Annotated in this window: 20 protein-coding genes and 1 pseudogene; 14 read left to right on the top strand and 7 right to left on the bottom strand. The window is 64.3% G+C overall.

Going from position 1 to position 23,808, the window contains the following annotated elements:
- Positions 1-2: 2 nt before the first annotated feature.
- Positions 3-596 carry a LysE family translocator gene (locus OSH05_RS15895; protein ID WP_104219054.1) on the bottom strand — a complete coding sequence of 198 codons (594 nt, stop codon included), beginning with the start codon at positions 594-596 and terminating at the stop codon, positions 3-5.
- Positions 597-715: 119 nt separating this feature from the next.
- Here OSH05_RS15895 and OSH05_RS15890 point away from each other — a divergent pair, with 119 nt between their 5' ends.
- On the top strand, positions 716-1,822 hold the full coding sequence (locus OSH05_RS15890; RefSeq protein ID WP_165801580.1) for a DUF3616 domain-containing protein: 1,107 nt from the start codon (positions 716-718) through the stop codon (positions 1,820-1,822).
- A gap of 12 nt (positions 1,823-1,834) precedes the next feature.
- On the opposite strand, the gene OSH05_RS15885 is transcribed toward OSH05_RS15890, so the two are convergent.
- Positions 1,835-3,376 carry a tryptophan halogenase family protein gene (locus OSH05_RS15885; protein WP_165801579.1) on the bottom strand — a complete coding sequence of 514 codons (1,542 nt, stop codon included), beginning with the start codon at positions 3,374-3,376 and terminating at the stop codon, positions 1,835-1,837.
- A 241-nt stretch (positions 3,377-3,617) separates the two neighbouring features.
- Here OSH05_RS15885 and OSH05_RS15880 point away from each other — a divergent pair, with 241 nt between their 5' ends.
- Positions 3,618-5,003: a Ppx/GppA phosphatase family protein gene (locus OSH05_RS15880; RefSeq protein WP_104219051.1), complete on the top strand. Its 1,386-nt coding sequence runs from the start codon at positions 3,618-3,620 to the stop codon at positions 5,001-5,003.
- Positions 5,000-5,752 (top strand): RlmE family RNA methyltransferase, encoded by a 753-nt coding sequence (locus OSH05_RS15875; RefSeq protein ID WP_104219050.1) that lies wholly within the window; start codon positions 5,000-5,002, stop codon positions 5,750-5,752. The genes OSH05_RS15880 and OSH05_RS15875 overlap by 4 nt, the downstream gene beginning before the upstream one ends.
- A gap of 34 nt (positions 5,753-5,786) precedes the next feature.
- On the opposite strand, the gene OSH05_RS15870 is transcribed toward OSH05_RS15875, so the two are convergent.
- The 3 genes from OSH05_RS15870 to OSH05_RS15860 all read right to left on the bottom strand — a co-directional run bounded on the left by OSH05_RS15870 (position 5,787) and on the right by OSH05_RS15860 (position 9,429).
- Positions 5,787-6,632, bottom strand: coding sequence for a hypothetical protein (locus tag OSH05_RS15870; RefSeq protein ID WP_104219049.1), 846 nt, complete (start codon positions 6,630-6,632; stop codon positions 5,787-5,789).
- 181 nt (positions 6,633-6,813) lie between these two features.
- Positions 6,814-7,821 carry an aromatic ring-hydroxylating dioxygenase subunit alpha gene (locus OSH05_RS15865; protein WP_104219048.1) on the bottom strand — a complete coding sequence of 336 codons (1,008 nt, stop codon included), beginning with the start codon at positions 7,819-7,821 and terminating at the stop codon, positions 6,814-6,816.
- A 162-nt stretch (positions 7,822-7,983) separates the two neighbouring features.
- Entirely contained in the window at positions 7,984-9,429 is a 1,446-nt protein-coding gene (locus OSH05_RS15860; RefSeq protein ID WP_104219047.1) for an MFS transporter, read from the bottom strand.
- Positions 9,430-9,556: 127 nt separating this feature from the next.
- Between OSH05_RS15860 and OSH05_RS15855 the strand changes: the two genes are divergently transcribed.
- The 3 genes from OSH05_RS15855 to OSH05_RS15845 all read left to right on the top strand — a co-directional run bounded on the left by OSH05_RS15855 (position 9,557) and on the right by OSH05_RS15845 (position 11,936).
- A complete protein-coding gene (locus OSH05_RS15855; RefSeq protein WP_266352576.1) occupies positions 9,557-9,907 on the top strand; it encodes a hypothetical protein in 351 nt (116 codons plus the stop codon).
- Complete coding sequence (gene cimA, locus OSH05_RS15850; protein WP_104219045.1) at positions 9,904-11,508, top strand: citramalate synthase; 1,605 nt, start codon at positions 9,904-9,906, stop codon at positions 11,506-11,508. The genes OSH05_RS15855 and cimA overlap by 4 nt, the downstream gene beginning before the upstream one ends.
- Positions 11,509-11,594: 86 nt before the next feature.
- Positions 11,595-11,936, top strand: coding sequence for a hypothetical protein (locus tag OSH05_RS15845; RefSeq protein ID WP_104219044.1), 342 nt, complete (start codon positions 11,595-11,597; stop codon positions 11,934-11,936).
- Positions 11,937-12,013: 77 nt separating this feature from the next.
- Here the strand turns inward: OSH05_RS15845 and OSH05_RS15840 are convergent, their stop codons facing one another.
- A complete protein-coding gene (locus OSH05_RS15840) occupies positions 12,014-12,625 on the bottom strand; it encodes an LOG family protein (RefSeq protein ID WP_104219043.1) in 612 nt (203 codons plus the stop codon).
- Positions 12,626-12,846: 221 nt separating this feature from the next.
- Between OSH05_RS15840 and OSH05_RS15835 the strand changes: the two genes are divergently transcribed.
- The 4 genes from OSH05_RS15835 to pssA all read left to right on the top strand — a co-directional run bounded on the left by OSH05_RS15835 (position 12,847) and on the right by pssA (position 18,255).
- Complete coding sequence (locus OSH05_RS15835) at positions 12,847-14,595, top strand: LysM peptidoglycan-binding domain-containing protein (RefSeq protein ID WP_104219042.1); 1,749 nt, start codon at positions 12,847-12,849, stop codon at positions 14,593-14,595.
- A gap of 124 nt (positions 14,596-14,719) precedes the next feature.
- Positions 14,720-16,663, top strand: a complete 1,944-nt coding sequence (locus OSH05_RS15830; RefSeq protein WP_104219041.1) for an ABCB family ABC transporter ATP-binding protein/permease — start codon at positions 14,720-14,722, stop codon at positions 16,661-16,663.
- Positions 16,664-16,729: 66 nt separating this feature from the next.
- Positions 16,730-17,431, top strand: coding sequence for a phosphatidylserine decarboxylase (locus OSH05_RS15825; protein ID WP_104219040.1), 702 nt, complete (start codon positions 16,730-16,732; stop codon positions 17,429-17,431).
- Entirely contained in the window at positions 17,431-18,255 is an 825-nt protein-coding gene (gene pssA, locus OSH05_RS15820) for a CDP-diacylglycerol--serine O-phosphatidyltransferase (protein ID WP_104219039.1), read from the top strand. Before OSH05_RS15825 ends, pssA begins: the two co-directional genes overlap by 1 nt.
- Here the strand turns inward: pssA and OSH05_RS15815 are convergent.
- Positions 18,252-18,467, bottom strand: coding sequence for a hypothetical protein (locus OSH05_RS15815; RefSeq protein WP_104219038.1), 216 nt, complete (start codon positions 18,465-18,467; stop codon positions 18,252-18,254). The genes pssA and OSH05_RS15815 overlap by 4 nt on opposite strands.
- Before the next feature lie 181 nt (positions 18,468-18,648).
- On the opposite strand from OSH05_RS15815, the gene puuE reads away from it, so the two are divergent.
- The 4 genes and pseudogenes from puuE to OSH05_RS15795 all read left to right on the top strand — a co-directional run bounded on the left by puuE (position 18,649) and on the right by OSH05_RS15795 (position 23,804).
- Positions 18,649-19,560, top strand: coding sequence for an allantoinase PuuE (puuE, locus tag OSH05_RS15810; protein ID WP_104219037.1), 912 nt, complete (start codon positions 18,649-18,651; stop codon positions 19,558-19,560).
- A gap of 111 nt (positions 19,561-19,671) precedes the next feature.
- Positions 19,672-20,253, top strand: a pseudogene (locus tag OSH05_RS15805) (DJ-1/PfpI family protein); the annotation flags it as partial.
- A 207-nt stretch (positions 20,254-20,460) separates the two neighbouring features.
- A complete protein-coding gene (gene parC / locus OSH05_RS15800) occupies positions 20,461-22,719 on the top strand; it encodes a DNA topoisomerase IV subunit A (protein WP_104219035.1) in 2,259 nt (752 codons plus the stop codon).
- Entirely contained in the window at positions 22,716-23,804 is a 1,089-nt protein-coding gene (locus OSH05_RS15795; protein WP_104219034.1) for a hypothetical protein, read from the top strand. The genes parC and OSH05_RS15795 overlap by 4 nt, the downstream gene beginning before the upstream one ends.
- Positions 23,805-23,808 lie beyond the last annotated feature (4 nt).

Genomic DNA, 23,808 nt, shown 5'->3' with positions numbered 1-23,808 from the left:
CGTCAGGACAGCGCAGCGGCGAGTGCTGATCCACCGATCCAGAGCGCGAATACGGCCAGAGCCAGTGCCGCGGCGCGGGCGATCCGCGCAGGCGTGACGAGGCCTGCCGCATGACGTGCTATCGCGTTGCCAAGGACAATCCAGCCTTGCGCCACGATGACGACCAGCACCGAGAACAATCCGGCAAAAGGCAACAGCGTGGCGATGTCGCCGCGCGGGAAGATCGCGAAGGCGAAGATCAGCGCCTTCGGATTCAGAAGCGTCGTCGTGAAGACGCGAGCGAAGGTGATCGGGCCCGCACCTTCCATCATGCCTCGCCCAGCATCGCGCCAGAGCGAAATCGCCGAATAGACCAGATAGAGGCTCGCCACCAGCTTCGACAGGATCGGGACGAAGGGATGAGCCGCCGCCAGCAGACCGATGACCAGGAGCAGCACGCCGATCGCGACCCAGTAGCCGCCAAGCTCCGCCGGCAGCAGCCGCAAGGAGCGACGAAACCCGGCAGTGGCGCCTGACGCGGCTAGCAAGGTGTTGGTCGGCCCCGGCACGGCGAGCAAGGCGAGAACGGCGAGGGCGAAAGCAAGCGGATCGTTCATGCGGCTCTTCTCGCATGATCTGCCGACGGTGTCCTTGGGCGATGCAGCACGCTACTGACGAGCATCTATTTTATTATGCAATCGACCGTAGTATTATTCGTGAAAATTGGGAGGCTGTCATGAAGCATTTTCTGCTCATCATTGCCTGTTTGGCTGCGATGCCGCTCGTCACCGCCATCCCTGGCCCGGCAGTCGCCGAAAGCGGGCCGTTCTTCAACGTGACGGGCAAACTGCTCGGCAAGACCGACGATGGTACCATTCAGGATGGCGAGGACCTGAGTGGCATCGCTTGCGCCGAGGAGGCCGGATTTCCCCGTCATTGCCTGCTCGTCGACGACGAATCCCAGTTCGCGCAATCTGTCACGATCGAGACCGGCTCCATCACGGTCGGCGGTTGCATCCGCGTGACCGACGCGACCTACATCAGCAAGAAGGGCAAGACGAAGCCGGCGGAACTTGACGGCGAAGGTGTCGCCTATTTCAAGGGCGCCTTCTATGTGATCGGCTCGCATGGCCATCCGCGCGACAAGGAAAAAGAGAACAGCGAGAACGAAAACCAGGCCAAGCTCAAGGCGTCGAGCATCGTGCGCCGGATTTCGGTTGAAGATGCTGGGAAGGCAAGCGGCGATTGCAGGCGTGATCAAGATCTGACGGGGACGCCGAGCGTGAATCTGGGTCCGCTGCTTAGTAGCGATCCAGCACTGCAGCCCCACTATGGTCAACGACTGGAGCAGAATGGCCTGACCATCGAGGGCGTCGCCATTAAAGACAATGTTCTCTATGCAGGTCTCCGTGCGCCGATCGTCGAAGATGCCCTGGCTCCTAAAGATCCCAAGCTTGCTGTCGTATTCGCCGTCAATCTCGACGCGATATTTGACACTAAGGCTGCCGACGCCCGACTATCCAAGCTTAGACTTGAAGGGCGAGGCGTGCGCGATCTCGTAGCCTATTCCGGCGGCTTCCTGATCCTCGCCGGCCCGTCCGCCGATCCCGACAAGAGCGATCCAATTGGCCCGAACGACTACGCGGTCTTCTTCTGGGACGGCGATAAAAGGCTCACAAAACTCGGCACTATCGCTGGCAACCAAATCGGTCCGAAGGATTGGGCGAAGCCCGAGGCGCTACTGCCGCTGGGACCGAAGGATGGCAAGCTCGAGGTTCTCATCCTTTTCGACGGCGCTCCAGCGAACCGCGCCGCCCGAGCCGACACGATCGACGCACCCTGAAACGGTGCGGCTTCACGCCATGCGCCGGACATGCTCCAGAAACGCCGCGTGGCCGATCGCGCGGTCGGCGGCCCAGCGATATTCCTTGACCAAGCTGTCGACGGTGTCGCGGGCGAAGGCCCGTAGCGCCGGGTCCTTTGCCATCTCGGCGCGGGCGACGGCCGGATCGAGCAGGCCGAGCCCGTCGAGCACCGGATAGTGCAGTTGCGTCTCGACATGCGGCAGCCCGTCCAGAAAGGTTGGGAAATGCTCGCGGCGCGGCATTTCCTTCTTCCAGCGGGCGAGGCGCTCGCGGGTCTCGGAGTGCAGGCGCTCGGCGCGGACATTGCGCCAGAACGGCGTGTCGTCGCGTTGCGTCACATAGTGGGTATTGATGAAGGTGCGGAAGTCGTCGACCTGCCGGCCGATGCGCCGGTTGTAGTCGGCGCGGTCGTCGTTGTTCATCCGGTCCGGATGCTTCAGATAGCGCTCGGCAAACAGCATGAGCTGGACGACGGTGCCGTGGATCGAGGTCGCCTCCAGTGGCTCCAGGAAGCTGGAGGCGAGGCCGACGGCCAGGCAATTGCCGAGCCAGGGCGTCTCCAGGCGGCCGATCTGGAAGCGTATGTCGTCGCGGACGTCGATTTCGTGACCCAGAGCCCGCTCGATTTCGAGCTTCGCCTCCTCCGGCGTCTTGAACTCGTCCGAATAGACATAGCCGCAGCCATAGCGGGTCTGGGTCGGGATCTGCCACATCCAGCCGGCTTCCTGCGCCCAGGCCAGTGTATAGTTGGCAATCTCCTCACCGGGCTTGATGTCGATCCAGAAGGGCAGGGCGCGGTTGACGGGCAACTCCTTGGCGTAGGAGATCCAGGGGGCGTTCAGCTCCTTGACGATCAGCCTCTTGCGGAAGCCTGAGGCGTCGACGAAGAAATCTCCTTCGAGCGTCTCGCCGGTGTCGAGCTTCAGCGCGGTTATGTGGCCGCTCTCGCCGTCGCGCATGACGCCGTCGATCGCGGCATCGACCACATGGACGCCGCGCGACTTCGATTTCAGGAACCGCCCCACCAGAGCCTGGTCGAAATGGAAGGCATGGTGGAACGGTCCGAGCGGCACCAGGCCGCCATCCTCCTTCAGCGCATAGGGCGCCTTCTTCTGTTCGAGCAGCGGGCCGAACAGATGCATGTCCTGCAGCTTGCGGCCGGCGGCGACGCAGAAGACGTTTAGATAATCCGAGGGCGCGCCATCCGGCGCCTTCACGACCTGGTGCGGGTCGTCGATCGGACCGTCATAGGTGAAGCCCTTGCGCCGCCAGTCCTTGTGGCGAATACCGAGCTTGAAGGTCGCGCCCGTCTCGCGGAAGAATTCGAATTCGTTCAGGTTGAAATATTGCATCAGCACGCGGAGCGCCGCCGTGCTGCCCTCGCCGACGCCAACGGTCGGGATCTTCGACGATTCGACCACGACGACCCGCGCATCGAGCTTCAGGCGGCGGATTTTGTCCTGCAGCACAAACGCCGCCAGCCAGCCGGCCGTGCCGCCGCCGACCACGATGAAACGAGCCGGTTCCGGCATCGGGCATCCCCTGTTCGGCCTCGTTGTGTGCCTGGGCCGTTGGGCGCCATTCTCCATTTCCGGGCAGAGGCTTGTCAACGCGGCGCTCAGGCCTGCCGCTCTTCGGCGAAACGCACCTGGTTGGCTGCCTTCGCTTGTGCGGCGCGGTCCGCATGCTTACACTTGCCTCAACAAAGGCACGCGATGAGCTGCGCGCCGAGCCGCGTTGCAGGTTCGAGCCGGCGCAGCCGAGGATCGAGAATTGGACAGTTCGGGCGAGGATCCGCTTCGTGCGGATTCCAGTGCGCCCGCCAAAGGACCGTCGGCTGAGCCGGTGGGCCTTGTCGGGAATGCAGGAAAGCTGCGTCCGCCGGAAGGCGGAGCCGGCCAGCCGGCCAAGCGCAAGGGGCGCCGACGCAAGAAGCGCGGGCCTGTTTTCGCGGGCAGCGGGGCTGCGCCCGACGGGCGAAATCGTCCGCCTGTCGAATCGCGCAAGCCATCTCATCCGGATCCCCGTCATGGCAGCGGGAAGGGCCATGGAAACGGCAAGGTCTCACACGTCGCCCATGCCTCACCCGCTGCGCCTTCCGCCATATCCCGCTATCCGGCCGCGCCGAGGGCAGCGATAGAGCGTGACGGGCTCTATGCGGCGCTGGACCTTGGAACGAATAATTGCCGGCTGCTGATTGCGCAGCCGCGCGAGCGCGGGTTTCGCGTCGTCGATGCATTTTCGCGGATCGTCCGGCTCGGAGAAGGCGTCGGGTCCAGCGGGCGGCTCGGCGAAGCGGCGATGGAGCGGGCGGTCGATGCCCTCCGGATCTGCAGTGCCAAGCTGGCCGATCGCGGCGTCAAGCGCGCGCGCCTGATTGCGACAGAGGCCTGCCGCCTCGCCGACAATGGCCCGGCCTTCCTGGACCGCGTCCATGGCGAGACTGGCCTCGCGCTGGAGATCGTGTCGCGCGAGACCGAGGCGCGCCTAGCCGTATCGGGCTGTGCTTCGCTGATCGACCCGACCACGAATGGCGCCCTGCTCTTCGATATTGGCGGCGGCTCATCCGAGCTGGTGTGGATCGACCTGACGCGGCAGGCGGAGCGGCATCGGCGCCGCATGTCCGACCGCATTCGCACCTGGGCGTCGCTGCCCGTCGGCGTCGTGACGCTCAGCGAGCGCCATGGCGGCGAGACGGTGACGCCGAAAGTGTTCGAGGCGATGGTCGCCGAGGTCACCGACATGCTGCTCGCTTTCCCCGAGGCGGCGGCGCTGGACCGCGCTGTTGCGGCAGGTTCGCTGCACATGCTCGGCACGTCGGGAACCGTCACGACGCTGGCCGGCGTCCATCTAGGCCTGCCGCGCTATGATCGCCGCAAGGTCGACGGCACATGGATGTCGGCCGGCGAGGTCGACCGGATGATGACGCTGGTCACCGGCATGGACTATGAGGCTCGGATCGCCAATCCCTGCATCGGGCGCGAGCGCGCCGATCTGGTGCTCGCGGGCTGCGCGATTCTGGAAGCGATCCGTCGGCGCTGGCCCTGCGAACGGCTGCGCGTCGCCGACCGGGGATTGCGCGAGGGAATTCTGGTCGAGATGATGAGCGAGGACGGCGTCTGGCGGCGTTCGGGACCGCGAATGGAGAGGCCGTCATGAAGGTACCACCGAAGAAGGGCTCGGGTGGGCGCGAGCTGACCGTTCGCGTCAAGACGGCGCGAGGACGTACCGCCTCCTCGACGCGCTGGCTGGAGCGTCAGCTGAACGATCCCTATGTCGCGCGCTCGAAGCGTGAGGGCTATCGCTCGCGTGCCGCCTACAAGCTGACCGAGATCGACGACAAGCATCATATTCTCGGCCCCGGCATGAGGATCGTCGATCTCGGCGCCGCGCCGGGCGGCTGGTCTCAGGTGGCCGTCGAGCGCGTCAACTCGACCGACGCGGACAAGCGCGTGGTCGCCATCGACTATCTCGAAATGGACGAATTGCCGGGCGTCATCCTGTTCCAGAAGAATTTCCTCGACGAGGATGCGCCGGCCCTGCTGCGCGAGGCGCTGGGCGGGCCGGCGGATGTCGTGCTCTCCGACATGGCGGCGCCGACGACCGGCCATCAGCAGACCGACCATCTGCGCACCATCTATCTTTCGGAAGTCGCCGCCGATTTCGCCATTTCAGTCCTTCGGCCGGGCGGGCACTTCCTGTCCAAGGTGTTTCGCGGCGGCGCGGAAAGCGAACTGCTGACAACGCTGAAGCAGAATTTCCGCACCGTCCACCACATCAAGCCACCGGCCAGTCGCGCCGGCTCGGTCGAGCTCTTCGTGCTGGCGAAGGGCTTCAAGGGCAAGAAGCCGGACGTGGTCGAACCGGAGAGCGACGAGCCGGAAGCAGACGAAGCCTGGCAGCCCTGAATGCGGCTCAGGCTGCCCGTCGATCGTTCAACTGCTAGAGGCCCACGCAAACGTCCGGGTGAGCCTGCACGTAATCTTGAACCGACTTCAGCATGCCGTCGCATGCTGGAAAGACCTCGGCTTGCCGCTTGCGGATCGGATTGAACTCGCCGCTAGAGCCGCCATGCTGGCGCAGCACGACGGCGGCATATTCCGCCGCGAATGCCGGGCAAATCTTGGTTAGCCGTTGCCAATCGGCGCCCGGACCAGTTCCAGTGACGTCACTCGTCTCGTTGGGGCACTTGGCATTCTGACTTTTATGAATCCTACACGTCAGATGACCCTGGAATGACGACAGCAAGCAATCGCTCTTGCCGGCGCTGTAGTCCGCGAAGAGTGACATCAGGACTGGGTTCGATCTTCCGACTCCGTAGGACGTTTGGAACAGACCGGACTCGGCACTGTTCGCCTCGGCAAAGCACTGGCTAATATCGCGCCCCTCGCAGAACTTGCCCGAACTTTCCATCATACCGAGGCCGATCAGTAGGACATATGTATGACGGAGTGTGGCGACACCTGCCGTATCGTTGGCCATTCCGAGTTTGCTGAACTCCTGTCGGTAGACAGTCAACGCATCGGCGGCCAATTGCCCGCTCTCGGGGCCGGACACGATCCGAACGTCCGTTCGATCAGGGTGACAGGCGGCCCGTGCGAAAACCAGCGCCATGCCCTCGATATAGGAACTGGGCGCTGTGCCGCGCCGGTACGGCCATTCATGAGATATGCACTTCGAACCGCGCGCGATCTGGACGATGGCGTCCATTTCGGTTGCCGCTTCGGAGAAAGACGGAGCGCAGATCGACGCCAGCAAAAGGGCAACAGCGCTGATGGATCGAAACATGGTGACCTCCCACCATAATGAAATCGTCCAAGCCAATATACGCGCAACAAGGGAAACAGCAAGCATAGGTTGCGTTTTTGCGGATTGACCCGATGCGGAGGACGATGCGCTATACCACCTCTGCGCCTCCCCGACCTCGTCCGGGGACTTTTCGGGTCGCCAGCGAATGATAACAGGGCGCTCAGGCTGCGTCCGAGCGCTCGGGGCGCGGGCGTAGCCATTCGCGGATCTTCTTGCGCATCATCATGCCCGGTCGGTCGCAGACCATGTGCAACTCCCGTCCCTCCGAGGCGTCGAGCGGCACGTTCTCGTCGGTCGATTCGAGGATCAGCCGGTCCTCCTCGCTGACCAGCTTGTCGAAGGCGATGACCTTCGCGGACGGCACCAGTTCCTCGGTGTCGTTACGGATCACCCATTGGACGAACCGCGTGCGGGCTTCGTCCATCGGCGTCGCCGCGGTGCAGAGGATGTTCTCAAGGCCGTTCGGATAGGTGATCTTACCTGCGCGGAAGAACGGCGTGAAAAAGCGGTTGGCCGTCCGCCGCACCGTTCGCTCGCTGGTCATGCCGATGGCGTCGCGCATGCCTTCCGGATTGCGCACCGGAACCTCGGTGCGCATGATGAACCCGTCCGGGGTATCTTCCAGGGTGAAGGGCGGGGGAATCGGGTCGCTGTCACCGAAGCTGCCCTTGTGGACGAAGGCGAAATGCGCGTTGTCGAAGGCGTTCTCCAGAATGCGTAGGGGCGCGCAGTTCCAATCGTCGCAGAATTCGATGACCTGCCGGTAGCCGGCAGCGCCGAATTCCGGGATTTCCGGAATATCGGAGACGGGCTCTTCCAGCGCGACCCAGACGTGATTGTAGCGCTCAACGCAGCGATAGCCGGGCACGCCGAAGGGATGCGGTTTCTCGACGACGTCCTGCGGAACCTTCACGCAGGCGCCGGTGCCGTCAAAGGCCCAGCCATGATAGGGGCAGACGATGTTGCCTCCCTCGACTGTGCCCAGCGAGAGCTTGGCGGTGCGATGGAGGCAGCGGTCCTTCACGGCGCGCGGGTCGCCATTTTGGTCCTTCCAGAGAACGATCGGCTCGCCAAGAAGCTTCATGCCGACCGGCTTGTCGGCCAGCGCCGACATCGGCATCACGCAATACCAGAACTTCCGCAGCAGCGGCTCTTGGGTCACTCGCATCGGGTCATTTTCCGCATTGCCGAACTCTATCAGTCCGGGAACAAAGAGCAATTCCAATGCCAGCCGGGGCAACGCGAAACGCTGACAACGCCAACGGGCCGGCTGAACGATCGATAGGCAATCGACTGCTGATCCGGCTCCACGCCGTGGCTTGTTCGGCTCTTACGCCCTTTCGCGCATGGCGGTGACCGGATCTGGCGCGAGCGGCCTCTGCCGGTTGCGGCCCGCCATTTCCTCGCCGGCACTGCGCGGCATACGGATGAAGAAAATCGCCGAGCTCATCGAGATCAGGCCGATCGCGATGAAGGCCGGGTGGAATGTCGCGACCTCGATCTGGCCGCCGGTCGAATGCAGCGTCAGTTCCAGCGAGATGGCGCCGATCGAAACGCCAATCGACATGGCGAGTTGCTGGAACACGCTGGTCAGGCTGGTGGCGCGGCTCATGCGAGATTGCGGCACGTCGGCATAGGACAGCGCGTTCGCGCTGGTGAATTGCAGCGAGCGGAAGAATCCGCCGACGAAGAGCAGTCCCGTCATGACGGATACCGGCGTGCCGAGATGGAACATCGCCGGAACCGCGATGAACACCGCCGCGATGAAGGAATTGGCGATCAGCACGGTGCGAAAACCGAAGCGGCGCAGCAGCGGCGGCGCGACGAATTTCATGGCGATGGCGCCGATCGCCGAGACGAAGGTGATCGAGCCGGACTGGAACGGCGACAGGCCGAAGCCGAGCTGCAGCATCAGGGGAAGCAGGAAGGGCAGGGCGCCGATGCCGATGCGGAACAGCAGCCCGCCAACGACGCTCGCCGCGAAGCTCGGAATCGTGAACAGCGACAGATCGAGGATCGGGTTGGCGATGCGCCGGCTATAGAAGAAATAGGTCACGAGCAGCGCCGCACCGGCCGCCAGGATCGTCACGACATAGGGCCAGGGCATCAGATTGAGGCCGAGCGAGGTCGAGCCGGTGACGAAGCCGGCAATGCCGATGCTGGAGAGCAGGAAGCCGATCGTGTCGAAGGCGACCCGCTCCTCGCCGCGCACGTCCGGAATATAGAGTGTTGCCAGGATCAGGCCGAGGATGCCGATCGGCACATTGATCCAGAAGATCCAGCGCCAATCGAAATAGGTGGTGATGAAACCACCGAGCGGCGGGCCGACGACGGGGCCGATCAGCGCCGGCACGGTCAGCCAGGCGAGGGCGCCGACGAGTTCGGTCTTGGAAACGGATTTGAGGATCACCAGCCGCCCGACCGGCACCATCATGGCGCCGCCAATGCCCTGCAGCACGCGCGAGGCGACGATCTCGCCGATCGAGTGTGAGATGCCGGAGCAGATCGAGCCGGCCGTGAAAAGCACGATGGCGAGCCGGAAGATCGTACGCGCGCCGTAGCGGTCGGCGAGCCAACCCGAGGCCGGGATGAAGACCGCGATGGTCAGGAGGTACGAGGTCAGCGCCAGCTTCATGTTGATCGGGCTGACGCCGAAATCGCGCGCGATCGTCGGTAGCGCCGTCGAGAGCACCGTCGAATCAAGATTCTCCATGAACAGCGCGCAGGCGACGATCAGGGGCAGGAGGATGCGGTCGGGAAGCAGGCGGGTGGGCATGGCGAATTCCGGATGGCGCGGCAGGGGATGCCTCGCCAGGGTCGAGCGGACGGCCGGGGTGTCGGCGGTCGCCGGATCGACCGGATAACTATTGCAGCCTTATCAAAACGCAAGGCTTGATACAGGCATGAACGCAGTTGTGATCGCCGTTCCGTCGCGCCATCGAAGCGGGACCCGCAAAAAAGCTTTGGTGCGGGCATGGGGCGAGAGTATGACCGTCGCCTCCCGTTGCGCGCCAAAGCGGCGCGAAAGAGTTGAAGAACACGCCATGACCAACCCCGCCCTCGACGAAGCCCTGATCGAACAGCTGATCCTCGACCGCATCGATGCGCGCCGCGCACGCGATTTCGCCAAGGCCGACAGCATTCGCCAGACACTCGACGCGATGGGCCTCATCATTATCGATGGCAAGGATGAGGAGACGGGCGAGTTCTGGACGACGTGGGACGTGCGCCCCGAGGGGGAGGAAACGCCGTGACCCGTGAACGCATCACTCTGTTCGATACGACTTTGCGCGACGGCGCCCAGACCAATGGCGTCGATTTCTCCGTCGAGGACAAGGTCCTGATCGCCGGCCTGTTGGACGGACTCGGTATCGATTATGTCGAGGGCGGCTATCCCGGTGCCAATCCGACCGACAACCGCTTCTTTTCCGAGAAGCGGACCCAGAAGGCGCAATTCACGGCGTTTGGGATGACCAAACGCGCAGGCGTGAGCCTGTCCAATGATCCGGGCGTCGCCGCGCTGCTGGCCTCGAAATCCGATGCGATCTGCTTTGTCGCCAAGACCTCGGCGCATCAGGTTCGCTTCGCGCTCGGCGCCAGCCTTGAAGACAATCTCGACGGCATCCGGCAGTCGGTCGCGGCGGCGATCGCGAGCGGGAAGGAAGCGCTGGTCGATTGCGAGCATTTCTTCGACGGCTACAAGTCCGATCCGGACTATGCGCTGGCCTGCGCGAAGGCGGCCCATGCCGCCGGAGCGCGCTGGGTCGTGCTTTGCGACACCAATGGCGGCAGTCAGCCGGAAGAGATCGAGGCGATCGTCCGCGCGGTGACGGCGCATGTGCCGGGGAGCCATCTGGGCGTTCATGCGCATAACGACACGGAACAGGCGGTGGCGAATTCGCTGGCGGCCGTGCGCGGCGGCGTGCGGCAGATCCAGGGGACGCTGAACGGCATTGGCGAGCGCTGCGGCAACGCCAATCTCGTCTCGATCATCCCGACGCTGCTCCTGAAGCCCTTTTATGCCGAGCGCTACGAGATCGGCGTATCGCTGGAGGCGCTGAAGGGCCTGACCGCGCTGTCGCACCGTTTCGACGAGATCGTTAACCGGGCGCCGAACCGGCAGGCGCCCTATGTCGGCGCATCCGCTTTCGCGACCAAGGCCGGCATCCACGCCTCGGCGATCGTCAAGGATCCGAGCAGCTACGAGCATGTCCCGCCCGAGTCCGTCGGCAATACCCGCCGCGTGCTGGTTTCGGATCAGGCCGGGCGGTCCAACCTGCTCGCCGAACTCTCGCGTCTCGGCATTGCCGTCGAGAAGAGCGACGCGCGGCTGGACACGCTGTTGAACGCGGTCAAGGAGCGCGAGGCGATCGGCTATTCCTATGAGGGCGCCGACGCTTCGTTCGAATTGCTGGCCCGGCGCACGCTCGGCAATGTGCCGGACTATTTCACCGTCGAGAGCTTCCATGTGACCGTCGAACGCCGGTTCGATGCAACCGGCCGTCAGCGGCAGTTTTCCGAGTCGGAGGCGGTGGTGAAGCTCGTCGTCGGCGGGCAGCGCCTCTTGACCGTGGGGGAGGGCAACGGCCCGGTGAATGCGCTGGACCGGGCGCTGCGCAAGGATCTCGGGGTCTATCAGGACGTGATCGCCGATCTGGAATTGATCGACTACAAGGTGCGTATCCTCAATGGTGGCACGGAGGCGGTGACGCGCGTGTTGATCGAAAGCCGCGACGGCAGCGGCGACAGCTGGTCGACGGTTGGCGTCTCCGAAAACGTCGTCGACGCCTCGTTCGAGGCGCTCATCGATTCGATCGTCTACAAGCTCGTTCGGGCCGGCGTTCAGCCGGCCTGACTGTCCCGTTTCCGTAGATTGCATACAAGAGTATGGTTCCAAGGTCCGGCGGCCACCTGACGCCGTCCGGCTGGGAGGAGCCAAGAATGGCCTTGTTTGCGATTGCGATCCCGATCGCGCCCGGAAAGATGGCGCATTTCGAGAACTTCATTGAGCAGCTGAACGGCGACAAGAAGGCGGAATTCCTCGCGAGCCGCAAGAAACTGGGCGTCCGCGAGCGAACGTTTCACCAGCATACGCCGATGGGCGAAATCGTGATTGTTACGCTGGAGGGAGACAATCCGGCCGCTGCATTCGCGAAGTTCGGTGAAGGCACGGACGCCTTCTCGACATGGTTCCGCTCCGAGGTGAAGAATATCCACGGCGTCGACCTGGCCGCGCCGCCACCAGGGCCCATGCCGCACATTCTCCTCGATACGGAAGGCTGACGCTCGTTCAGGCTTTTATACCGTCCGGCCGAAGCGAAGCCTGCCTCGGCCGGACTGGTGAAAGGACTATGCGGCGTTCAGAGATCAGCGATTGGGATCGAGACGCTCGGTGACGCCTTGGGCCGAGCCGGAGCCACGGTCGCGGCCGATTGCAGCATCGGAACGACGTCCTCTACCCGGTCCGCGACGAGGTAGCTGACTTCAAAACCTTCGCGGATAAAGCCCTCGTCGCTCATGTGGCGCAATAGGGCGACCAGCGGATCCCAGAAGCCGTTGATATTGGCCATGAGCACGGGCTTGCGATGCTGGCCGAGTTGAGCCCAGGTCATCATCTCGACCAGTTCCTCGAGCGTACCTATGCCGCCGGGAAGCGCGACGAACGCATCGGCTCGATCGAACATCGCGCGCTTGCGCTCATGCATATCGCCAGTGACGAAGAGCTCGTGGGCCGTCTCCAGCATCACTTCCCGCTCCTGCAGGAATTTCGGGATGATGCCAGTGACATGGCCGCCGGCGGCCATGACGGAACGCGCGAGAATTCCCATGAGGCCGATCGAGCCGCCGCCATAGACGAGGCCGATGCCGGCAGCTCCCATCGAGCGGCCGAGCCGTTCCGCGGCCTCTGCATAAAGCGGGTCGCCGCCTGCGGAGGAGCCGCAATAGACGCAAATCGAAGATATGTTGGACATTGGACCTTCCTCGCATCCGCCGCGTTCAGCGTCAAGCGCATCGGTCCGGGGCAAATTGTCGGGGAATCAGCCATTTCCAAGCCTTGTGGCGCCGCGGAATACTCGTATAGACTTGACAGCATTGGCTCGGGAAAACGTCGCTGAAAGTCGATCCCTGCCGAAGACGATCTGCCCGTTGGGGCGATGGGCCGAGGCCCTTTGAATGACAGGTTCGAGCATCAATGGCTGACCAGACACCGCCGGGACCTACCGCATCCGGCCGCATCGCGGGGGTGATCGCCGTCGTCGCCCTGGTACTCGGTGGCTACTACGCTGTCATCGCTCGCCAGGCGCCGCCTGCCGGCGATGAGGTTGCCGCTCCCGCGGCGGGAGCCCCTGCCGCTGGATCGACGGAAGCTGCGAAGACGGAAGCTGCCGGACAGGGCGAGGCGGCGAAGTCGGCGGATACCGCTGCTGCCAAGTCGGAAGCGGGCAACTCTGACGCAGCCAAGACCGAATCGAAGGACGCGGCCGCCGCGACGGCCGCCGGCGATGCCGCGAAGTCGGCGGAAGGCGGATCGGCCGCGGGTGACAAGACCCAGCAGCAGGCATCCGCGGATGCCAATGCCAAGCCGGACGCCAAGGCTGCCGCTGGCGACGCCTCCGGCGCTCCGAGTTTCGATGTCGTGCGCGTCGAGCCGACGGGCGAAGCGGTTGTGGCCGGCCTTGCCGAGCCGAAGGCGACGGTCGAGGTGCTCGACGGTTCAGAAGCGATCGGCAAGGGCGCGGCGAACGAGCGCGGCGAATGGGCGATCGTGATCGAGAAGCCGCTCGGCGCGGGAACGCACGACCTTTCGATCCGCACCACTTCGCCGGACGGCAAGACGCAGGCGCTTTCCGAGCAACGTGTCGCTATCGAAGTGCCGAAGCCTGGCAAGGGCGAGGCGCTCGTCGTGCTCAACGCGCCGAATGAGCCGAGCCGCGTTATTCAGCTGCCTGAGGAGCCGAAGCCAGCAGTGCCGGGCGAGACCAAGATTGCCTCTACCGAGCCCACGGCCAATCCGGCGGCGCCTGCCGCGGACGCTTCAGGCAACGATGGCGGCACGGCAGCGCCGGCAATCGCGCCGGGCAATCCGGCTGCGAGCCTTGATGCCGATGCCAGCGCCAAGGGCGGGGTGCCTGCGTCCGGTGCCAATCCGGCAAAGGAGCCGGCGGCGGCGCAGGATGCGGCCAGTGAGACGGCAGCAAAGGATGGCGTAGCGTCCCAAGATGGCACGAAGACGGATGCCGCCGGGACAGAAGCCGCCAAGACAGCCGAGGCGGCTGTTGGCACTGCGGCAGCGCCACAATCGGAAGCTGCCAATACCGAGGCGGACAAGACAGCCGCCTCCAATGCGGCGACCGCTGCCGAAGCCACGGCTAGCAAGGGCGAGGCTGACAAGACCGAGACCGCAACGGCTCCGGCATTGCCGCCCAAGGTTACGGTTGATGCCGTCGAGTTCGAAGATGGTACGATCTACATCGCTGGATCGGCTGCGATTGGCGGGACCGTGCGGATCTATGTCGACGGCGTGCCCATCGGCGACGCAGAGGCAGGCCAGGGCGGCCGCTGGCTGCTCGAGACCAAGCACGACATCAAGCCGGGCGAGCACACGGTTCGGGCGGACCAGATCAACAAGGGTACGGGTGAGGTCATCGTCCGCGCGGAAGTGCCGTTCCAGCAGACCGTCGATGTCGCCGTTCTGGCTCCGGTGACGGCCGGTGGCGGGGCCAGCGAAGGAGCGAGCGGCTCCGGTGCCCTGCCTTCGCCGCAGAACGTCATCATCCGCCGCGGAGACAATCTCTGGACGATCTCGCGCCGGCTTTATGGCAAGGGCGTGCGCTATTCGACCATCTACGAGGCGAACAACGACCAGATCCGCAATCCGCACTGGATTTACCCGGGTCAGATTTTCGTGCTGCCGGCCGGCGACGCCCGCTGGACGAACTGAGCGCGACACCCCATCTTGGTAATGGTGGCCTTGAGCCGCCTCTAGTGACCGCTCCGCGCCAGCGCGGGGCGGTTTTCGTCGTCGATCGGGTCTTCCCGGGTCGATCCGCGGGGAGACATTCAATATGAGCGCGGTCAACAGCGCCGATCCGGCCTCCAAGGCAGGAAAGAAAGCATCCGACGAGCGGCCAGCCCTCGCCACGATTCGTCGCCTCTGGCCCTATATCTGGCCGTCGGACCGGCCGGATCTTAAGCTGCGCGTAGCATTGGCGCTCGTCGTGCTCGTCGCCGCCAAGATCGTTACCGTCATGGTGCCGTTCTTCTACAAATGGGCAACGAATGCGCTGACGGCGGGGCGGGGCGCCAACGCTGACGCGGGCCTTGCCACCGTCCTGACCATCCCGATCATGCTGGTGGTCGCCTATGGCGTCGGCCGCGTCCTGCTCAATCTATTCAACCAGTTGCGCGACGCGCTGTTCGCCCGTGTCAGCGAACATGCGATCCGCCAGCTCGGCTATCGCGCCTTCGTGCATATGCACCGCCTGTCGCTACGCTTCCACCTGCAGCGGCGCACGGGCGGGCTGTCGCGGACCATGGACCACGGGATGAAGGGCGTCGATTCGATCGTCGACCACATCATCCTGAACACCGTGCCGACGTTGCTGGAATTCATCTTCGCGGCCGTCATCATCGCCTGGCAGTTCAACCTGACCTATCTGGCGGTGATCGTCGTGACGATCGTCGCCTATGTCTGGTTCACCATCGTCGCCTCCAACTGGCGCATTGCGCTTCGCCGCGAGATGAACGCGTCCGACACCGAGGCCAATTCCAAGGCCGTCGACTCGTTGTTGAACTACGAGACGGTCAAATATTTCGGCAATGAGCGCATGGAGGCGGAGCGCTACGATCTGTCGCTGGCGCGCTACGAGGCCGCCTCGATCAAGACCTGGACGTCGCTCGCCTGGCTCAATATCGGCCAGACCGTCATCTTCACCATCGGCATGACGACCTGCATGGTGTTTTCCGGCCTCGCCATCCTTCGCGGTGAGCAGTCGCTCGGCGACTTCGTCATGATCAACGCGCTGCTGATCCAGCTGGCCTTCCCGCTGAATTTCATCGGGATGATCTATCGCGAATTGAAGCAGGGCCTCGCCGACGTCGAGGCGATGTTCGATCTGCTCGGCTCCGACGAGGAAGTGAAAGACAAGGAGGACGCCCCGGCGCTGGTGGTCGGCCCGGGTGAAGTCCGGTTCGAGGATGTCGCCTTCCACTACGAGCCGTCGCGGCCGATCTTGAAGGGCATCTCCTTTGCCGTTCCCGCCGGCCACACCGTGGCGATCGTTGGCCCATCGGGGGCAGGCAAATCGACCATTTCGCGCCTGCTCTTCCGCTTCTATGACGTCACCGGCGGGCGGATCACCATTGACGGGGTCGACATTCGCGACGTGCAGCAGGAGAGCGTGCGCGCGGCGATCGGCATGGTCCCGCAGGACACCGTGCTCTTCAACGACACCATCGCCTACAACATCCGCTATGGCCGCCCGGCGGCGAGCGATGCGGAAATGCGCGAGGCGGCGCGCATGGCGCAGATCGCGCCGCTCATCGAGGCTTTGCCGGAGGGCTTCGACACGGAGGTCGGCGAACGCGGACTGAAGCTATCCGGCGGCGAGAAGCAGCGTGTCGCCATCGCCCGCACCATCCTCAAGGCGCCGCCGATCCTGATCCTCGACGAGGCGACTTCGGCGCTCGACACACACACGGAACGCGAGATCCAGGAGGCGCTCGACCGCGTTTCCACCGGCCGCACCACGCTGGTCATCGCGCATCGCCTGTCGACGGTGGTTCAGGCCAATCAGATCCTGGTCCTGGAGGCAGGGCGCATCGTCGAACGTGGCCGCCACGACGAGCTCATGGCGCTGGGCGGGCTCTATGCTTCCATGTGGAACCGGCAGCGCGAGGCGGCGGAGGCGGCCGAGCGGCTCAAGCAGGTCCAGGACGAAGATAGCCTCGGTGTGGTGGTGCGCGGGCCGACGGCCGAGGCGACGGCTGGCCTCGCTACGGTCGGCTGAGCGGCTTCACACCGGCGCCCATCCATGATTAATGGGCGCCTCCGGTTTGCGTGAAGAGGTGAAGGCATGGATTCGGTTCTCAAATCCATCCGGGCGTCGCTGGTGCCCATCCACCGCGAAGGCTATCCCTTTATCGCCATCCTGGCCTTCGTGGCGCTGTTCCTCGGCTGGCTCTGGGCGCCGCTGTTCTGGGTCGGCCTGGTCATCACGCTCTGGTGCGTCTATTTCTTCCGCGATCCGCCCCGCGTCACCCCGCTCGATCCCGATCTCGTCATCTCGCCGGCCGACGGTAAGGTCTCGCAGGTCGGCCCGGCCGTTCCCCCGCCGGAACTCGAACTCGGGCCGGCACCGAGGCTCCGCATCTCGGTGTTCATGAATGTCTTCAACTGCCATGTGAACCGAGCGCCGGTCGGCGGCCGCATCCGCCGCATCGCCTACAAGCCCGGCAAGTTCCTCAACGCCGAACTCGACAAGTCGAGCGAGGACAATGAGCGCAATGGCGTCGTCATCGAGAGCGGTCATGGGACGATCGCTGTCGTGCAGATCGCCGGGCTGGTGGCGCGACGCATCGTCTGCTTCACGCGCGAAGCCGAGCCGCTGGCCGTCGGCCAGCGCTTCGGCCTGATCCGCTTCGGTTCACGGCTCGACGTCTATCTGCCCGAGGGCGCACAGCCCCTCGTCGCGGTCGGGCAGACGGCGATCGCGGGCGAAACGGTGATCGCCCGCTTCGATGGCGCGCCGGCTGACCGGTCCGTCAGGGTCGAATAATGGAAACGCTGTTTCCCCCCTTCGATCCCGACGAGGACGGCGCCCGCCGGCCACGGCTCCGGCAGGTTCGGCAGATCCCGATCCGCGTCATCCTGCCCAATCTCATCACGCTGCTCGGCCTTTGCGCCGGACTGACGGCGATCCGCATGTCGATCGAGGCGCGCTATGGCGAGGCCATCGGCATGATCGTCGCCGCGGCGGTGCTGGATGCGATCGACGGCCGCGTCGCGCGCCTGCTGCGCTCGACCTCGCGCTTCGGCGCCGAACTCGATTCGCTGGCCGATTTCGTCAATTTCGGCGTTGCCCCGGCGATGATGCTCTATGTCTGGGTGCTGGACGGCGCGCGATCGCTCGGCTGGATATCGGCGCTGGTCTTCGCCATCTGCGCCGCGCTGCGACTGGCGCGCTTCAATGTCTCGATCGATGCGCCCGGCAAGCCGGATTGGCATGCCAATTTCTTCACGGGAATTCCGGCGCCAGCCGGTGCGCTGGTCGTGCTGCTGCCCGTCTATCTCGACAATCTCGACGTTCCGGTGGGCATTCTCACCTTGCCGATCGTCCTCGTCTATACGATTGCCGTAGGGCTGCTCATGGTCAGCCGGCTGCCGACCTGGTCGGGCAAGAAGTTTGGTTCGCGCATTCCGCGCGAGGCCGTTCTGCCGCTATTCGTCCTCGTCGTGGTGATCGCGGCACTGCTCGTCTCGTACCCATGGCACGTGCTGGCAGCCGGCGCGATCGTCTATCTGGTCGCGCTGCCTTTCGGCTGGCGGCAATGGCGCCGTTACGCCGCCCTGGACCGGGTGGCGGAGGCCAGGGAGAGCTAGGCCCGCATGCCCGCGACGGCGAGGGTCCGCTCTGCCAGCGGGGCTTCCGGGAAAGCGTCCCGTAGCGAGCGCATCGCCTCGGCGCCGGTCACGGGAGCCATCAGGTCGAGGACACGACGCATCTGCGCGATCTGCAGGTCGAGCGCCGCGATGAAGCGGGGGTCGTCGGCGGGAAGCGGGTTGGCCTCAAATCCGGCATGCAGGGCGCTCATCGGGTCTCTCCTCGCGCTGGGATCGGCGATTCATTCTCCATTGATTAAAGTTTGATCCATGTAGGTTAATGCCACGTAAAGCATGCCGCCTGCGGCGACATGTTCCGCGACAGCCCTTGTCGCGCGACGCCTGCCTGCGGCACTCTCACGGCCAAACGTCCTTCCAGGAAGAGAATCCGCCATGACGACTCCTTATCCGCGCGATCTCGTCGGCTTCGGCCGGACTACGCCCGATCCGAAATGGCCCGGCGGCGCCCATATCGCGGTGCAGTTCGTCGTCAACTATGAGGAGGGCGGCGAGAGCAGCATCCTCGACGGCGACAAGGGCTCCGAGGCGCTGCTCTCCGAGATCGTCGGCGCCCAGTCCTGGCCGGGCCAGCGCAATCTCAACATGGAATCGATCTACGAATATGGCTCACGCGCCGGTTTCTGGCGGCTGTGGCGGCTGTTTGCGAACCGCAAGATCCCGGTCACCTGCTACGGCGTGACGCTTGCCATGGCCCGCAACCCGGAAGCGGTCGCGGCGATGAAGGAAGCCGACTGGGAACTCGCCAGCCACGGTCTCCGCTGGCTCGAATACAAGGATTTCCCCGAGGAGGAGGAACGGCGCCACATCCTGGAGGCGATCCGCCTGCATACCGAAGTCGCCGGCTCGCGCCCGCTCGGCTTCTACCAGGGCAAGCCTTCCGACAACACGCTGAAGATCCTGATGGAGGAGGGCGGTTTTCTCTATACGTCAGACAGCTACGCCGATGACCTGCCCTATTGGGTGAAGGGCCCGCACGGCCCGCATCTCATCATCCCCTACACGCTCGACACCAACGACATGCGGTTCGCGACGCCGCAGGGGTTCAATTCGGGCGATCAGTTCTTCACCTATCTGAAGGACGCTTTCGACGTGCTCTATGCCGAAGGCGAGGCTGGCGCGCCGAAGATGCTCAATATCGGCCTCCATTGCCGCCTCGTCGGCCGCCCGGGCCGCATTGCCGCGCTGGAGCGCTTCGTCGACTATGTCGCCTCCAAGGACAGGGTCTGGATGCCCCGCCGCATCGACATCGCCTGGCACTGGCACGCGCACCACAAGCCGGCCTGAGAGAGCTGGCTCTCTCCCATTGTTTCCTACGACGATTGATGAACATCATGGACCAGCCCAAGGTCCGTGAAGTGATCGCGGCGGAGAGGTGAACAAAGGGAGGAGACCGGCATGTCCGGCAAAAAGATTCTGATGCTCGTCGGCGACTTTACCGAGGAATACGAGATCTTCGTGTTCCAGCAGGGGATGGAGGCTGTCGGTCACACCGTCCACGTCGTCTGCCCCGACAAGAAGTCGGGCGAGATCCTGAAGACGTCGCTGCACGACTTCGAGGGCGACCAGACCTATACCGAAAAGCCGGGCCATAATTTCACGCTCAACAAGAGCTTCGCCAAGGCCGATCCGGCGGACTACGACGCCGTCTATTGTGCCGGCGGGCGCGGCCCGGAATATATCCGCACCGACAAGCGGGTGCAGGCGCTCGTCCGCCACTTCCATGAGGCGGGCAAGCCGATCTTCACGATTTGCCATGGCGTGCAGATCCTGGTCGCGGTCGACGGTGTGGTGCGCGGCAAGAAGGTGGCGGCGCTCGGCGCCTGCGAGCCGGAAGTGACGCTGGCCGGCGGCACCTATATCGACCTTTCGCCAACCGAGGCCTATGTCGACGGTACGATGGTCTCGGCCAAGGGCTGGACGGCGCTCGCTGCCTTCATGCGCGAATGTCTAGCCGTGCTCGGAACCCGGATCGTCCATGAGAACGTAGCGATTCAGGCCGCTCCGCCCAGCAAGAAGCGCGCGGCGAAGGCCGAGGCGGCGGTTGTGGCAGTCGCAGCAAAGCCCGTGAAACGCCGTATCGCGCCCGAATCCGAGACGGGAGCCACTCCGTCGCGCAAAACCCGCAAGCGCGAGATCGAAGCGATGCCTTGAAACCACGCGCTCCGGCCTTTAGTCCGGTAGAGCATGGGAAAAGCGCTGATTCCACCGTCGGGTGGCGACATCGAGGGCATCAATCTGCGAGAGGCGCTGGAGAAGCGCTATCTCGCCTATGCGCTCTCCACCATCATGCACCGCGCGCTGCCGGATGCGCGCGACGGGCTGAAGCCGGTGCACCGGCGCATCCTCTATGCGATGCGCCAGCTCAAGCTGGACCCCAATACCGGTTTCAAGAAGTCGGCCCGCGTCGTCGGTGACGTGATCGGCAAATATCATCCGCACGGCGATCAGTCGGTTTATGACGCGCTGGTCCGCCTTGCGCAGGAATTCGCCGTCCGTTTCCCGCTCGTCGATGGGCAGGGCAATTTCGGCAATATCGACGGCGATAGCGCGGCGGCCATGCGCTATACCGAAGCGCGGATGACAGAGGTCGCCGCCCTCCTGCTGGAGGGCATCGACGAGAACGCCGTCGATTTTCGCGAGACCTATGACGGCACCGAGCAGGAGCCGGTCGTCCTTCCCGGCAATTTCCCGAACCTTCTCGCCAATGGCTCATCAGGCATCGCCGTCGGCATGGCGACGTCGATCCCACCGCACAATGTCGCGGAGCTTTGCGACGCGGCGCTGGCGCTGATCAAGGCTCCGGACATGGACGCCGCGGCTTTGACGAAGATAGTGCTCGGTCCGGATTTTCCGACCGGCGGCATCATCGTCGACGACCACGCCACGATCACGGAAGCCTATCGGACGGGGCGCGGCGGCTTTCGCGTGCGCTCGCGTTGGCATGTCGAGGACCAGGGACGCGGCACCTATCTCATCGTCATCACCGAAATTCCCTATCAGGTGCAGAAATCGCGCCTGATCGAGAAGCTCGCCGAGCTGGTGCAGACGCGGCGTGTGCCGCTGCTGGCCGATGTGCGCGACGAATCGGCCGAGGATATCCGCGTCGTTCTGGAGCCGCGCGCCCGTACGGTGGATGCGGCGCTGCTGATGGAATCGCTGTTCAAGCTTTCCGATCTGGAGAGCCGTATTTCACTCAACATGAATGTGCTCTCCAGGGGCGTCGTACCCAAGGTCATGAGCCTTGGCGAAGTGCTGCGCGAATGGCTCGACCATCGCCGCGAGGTGCTACTGCGCCGGTCCGAGTTCCGCCTCGGCCAGATCCGGCACCGGCTCGAGGTGCTCGGCGGCTATATCATCGCCTATCTGAACCTCGACGAGGTGATCCGCATCATCCGCCAGGAGGATGAGCCGAAGGCCGAACTGATACGCACCTTCGAACTTACCGACCTCCAGGCGGAGTCGATCCTCAACATGCGGCTGCGCTCGTTGCGCAAGCTGGAGGAGATGGAGCTTCGCCGCGAGCATGCCGGGCTCACGGAAGAACAGGCGCAGATCGACGCGCTGATGGCGTCCGAGCCAAAGCAATGGCAAACCATCGCCTGGCAGATCGGCGAGATCCGCAAGACCTTTGGGCCGGAGACGCCGCTCGGCAAGCGCCGCACCTCCTTCGCCGATGCGCCGACGCATGACATCGAAGATATCCAGCAATCGATGATCGAGCGCGAGCCGGTAACGGTCGTCGTCTCCGAAAAGGGCTGGATCCGGGCGCTGAAAGGTCATGTTGCCGATCTGTCGACGCTGACCTTCAAGACCGACGACCAGCTCAAATTCGCGCTGCGTGCCGAGACGACCGACAAGATCCTGGTGTTTTCGACAGGCGGCAAGTTTTATACGCTGACCGCCGATAAATTGCCGGGCGGGCGCGGCCATGGCGAGCCGATCCGCCTGATGGTCGACATGGACAATGAGCAGGACATCGTCTCGGTCTTCGTCCACAAGCCGGAGCGCAAGCTCCTGATCGCCGCGACGGACGGGCGCGGCTTTGTTGTCCCCGAGGCCGAGCTCGTCGCCAATACGCGCAAAGGCAAGCAGGTCCTCAATGTCGAGGCACCGGACGAAGCGCGGCTCTGCGTCGAGGCGAAGGGCGATATGGTCGCCATTATCGGTCAGAACCGTAAATTCCTGATCTTTCCGCTGGAGCAGGTGACGGAGATGACGCGCGGCAAGGGCGTGCGTCTGCAGCGCTATCGCGATGGCGGACCGGCGGATGTCCGCGTCTTCTCGAAGGCGGCCGGCCTCACCTGGATCGATTCCTCCGGCCGCTCCTTCACGCGCTCGATGGAGGAATTGAAGGATTTCGTCGCCGAGCGCGGACAGGCTGGCCGGTTGCCGCCGGAGAAATTCCCCAAATCGAACAGCTTCGGGACGCCGGCACTGCCATGACGGGTCTGGCTGCGACGACGCATGCGCTTCTTGCCGCCGCCACCGATCAGGCGACGATGATGATGGTGCATCGCTGGTCGCTCCGTATCGCGGCGCATTTCGCCCGGCTCAGGGCAGAGGCCGGTTCGGTGATGCCGGTCTATCTCGCCTACAGCCTCGGGCATGATGACGAACCCATCCCGGAGGGTTGCGATCCCGACATCGTCATCCGCCCCTCCGACGCCTCGGCCGTCCTGCCGAACCGGGTCGCCTATGCCGAGCGCTTCGGCAACTGGACCGGGTCGGCGGATCGGTTCAGCTTTCCGGCCATGATGGGCCCGTTGCGCGGTTTCGATCACATCTGGTTTCTCGAATATGATGTCGATTATTCGGGCGATTGGAGCGAGTTCTTCCGACGAGCGCAGAACATGCCCGGCGATTATCTCGCCACCCACGTCCGCGCGCGATCCGAGGATCCGAACTGGCCGCATTGGCAGAGCTTCGATCCGCCGGCGACCATCGATGCAGGTGCACAATTAGCTTCATTCCACCCTATCGCCCGCTTCTCGCGCCGGTTCCGCGACGCCCATGTCGACGCTGTGGAGCGCCATGGCTGGTCCGGCCATACCGAGGCGCTCTATCCCAGCGTCGCGGCCCATCGCGGATTGTCGGTCGTCGATCTCGGCGGCAGCGGCCGCTTCGTACCGAAGGGGTGGGCCGGGCGCCATTACGAGGCGGCGCGGGACGTTACGGTCCTGTCGACCAGCTTCGGCTATAGGCCACCTTTCAGCTTCCAGTATTTCCACGAAGCGCCGGAAGCGTTCCCCGATTTGGGCCGGTTGCATCACCCGATCAAGGAGGTGGACGCCGCAGGCGCGCCCGATCTTTTCATGGATATCGGCGCGCCAAGCGAAGCTGATGACGAGCCAACGGCCCCCGCCGACTTCCCGCAAGGACCCGTTGTGCAGTTGCCTTCCTGGGACGTCCAGGAACAGCAAGCGATCGAAGCCCCGGCACCCGTCGCGCCAGCTGCCTTGTCGGTCCCGCAGAAGATCCGCCGCGAGATCCGCCGGCTTGGCCGCCAGTTTGGTGCGATCCGAGACTGAGGCC

The organism is Kaistia algarum (assembly GCF_026343945.1).
Classification (GTDB): Bacteria; Pseudomonadota; Alphaproteobacteria; order Rhizobiales; family Kaistiaceae; genus Kaistia; species Kaistia algarum.
The sequence above is the reverse complement of the archived record's forward strand: the minus strand, read 5'-3'. Positions and strand labels throughout refer to the sequence as shown.

What these genes read in the sequence shown, in the direction of transcription:
- OSH05_RS15865 (WP_104219048.1), bottom strand. Translation starts at nt 7,821, where the DNA reads ATGCGAGTGACCCAAGAGCCGCTGCTGCGGAAGTTCTGGTATTGCGTG.
- pssA (WP_104219039.1), top strand. Translation starts at nt 17,431, where the DNA reads ATGGAAACGCTGTTTCCCCCCTTCGATCCCGACGAGGACGGCGCCCGC.
- parC (WP_104219035.1), top strand. Translation starts at nt 20,461, where the DNA reads ATGGGAAAAGCGCTGATTCCACCGTCGGGTGGCGACATCGAGGGCATC.
- OSH05_RS15815 (WP_104219038.1), bottom strand. Translation starts at nt 18,467, where the DNA reads ATGAGCGCCCTGCATGCCGGATTTGAGGCCAACCCGCTTCCCGCCGAC.
- puuE (WP_104219037.1), top strand. Translation starts at nt 18,649, where the DNA reads ATGACGACTCCTTATCCGCGCGATCTCGTCGGCTTCGGCCGGACTACG.
- OSH05_RS15825 (WP_104219040.1), top strand. Translation starts at nt 16,730, where the DNA reads ATGGATTCGGTTCTCAAATCCATCCGGGCGTCGCTGGTGCCCATCCAC.
- OSH05_RS15855 (WP_266352576.1), top strand. Translation starts at nt 9,557, where the DNA reads ATGAACGCAGTTGTGATCGCCGTTCCGTCGCGCCATCGAAGCGGGACC.
- OSH05_RS15860 (WP_104219047.1), bottom strand. Translation starts at nt 9,429, where the DNA reads ATGCCCACCCGCCTGCTTCCCGACCGCATCCTCCTGCCCCTGATCGTC.
- OSH05_RS15890 (WP_165801580.1), top strand. Translation starts at nt 716, where the DNA reads ATGAAGCATTTTCTGCTCATCATTGCCTGTTTGGCTGCGATGCCGCTC.
- OSH05_RS15885 (WP_165801579.1), bottom strand. Translation starts at nt 3,376, where the DNA reads ATGCCGGAACCGGCTCGTTTCATCGTGGTCGGCGGCGGCACGGCCGGC.
- OSH05_RS15845 (WP_104219044.1), top strand. Translation starts at nt 11,595, where the DNA reads ATGGCCTTGTTTGCGATTGCGATCCCGATCGCGCCCGGAAAGATGGCG.
- OSH05_RS15830 (WP_104219041.1), top strand. Translation starts at nt 14,720, where the DNA reads ATGAGCGCGGTCAACAGCGCCGATCCGGCCTCCAAGGCAGGAAAGAAA.
- OSH05_RS15835 (WP_104219042.1), top strand. Translation starts at nt 12,847, where the DNA reads ATGGCTGACCAGACACCGCCGGGACCTACCGCATCCGGCCGCATCGCG.
- OSH05_RS15875 (WP_104219050.1), top strand. Translation starts at nt 5,000, where the DNA reads ATGAAGGTACCACCGAAGAAGGGCTCGGGTGGGCGCGAGCTGACCGTT.
- OSH05_RS15795 (WP_104219034.1), top strand. Translation starts at nt 22,716, where the DNA reads ATGACGGGTCTGGCTGCGACGACGCATGCGCTTCTTGCCGCCGCCACC.
- OSH05_RS15870 (WP_104219049.1), bottom strand. Translation starts at nt 6,632, where the DNA reads ATGTTTCGATCCATCAGCGCTGTTGCCCTTTTGCTGGCGTCGATCTGC.
- OSH05_RS15895 (WP_104219054.1), bottom strand. Translation starts at nt 596, where the DNA reads ATGAACGATCCGCTTGCTTTCGCCCTCGCCGTTCTCGCCTTGCTCGCC.
- OSH05_RS15840 (WP_104219043.1), bottom strand. Translation starts at nt 12,625, where the DNA reads ATGTCCAACATATCTTCGATTTGCGTCTATTGCGGCTCCTCCGCAGGC.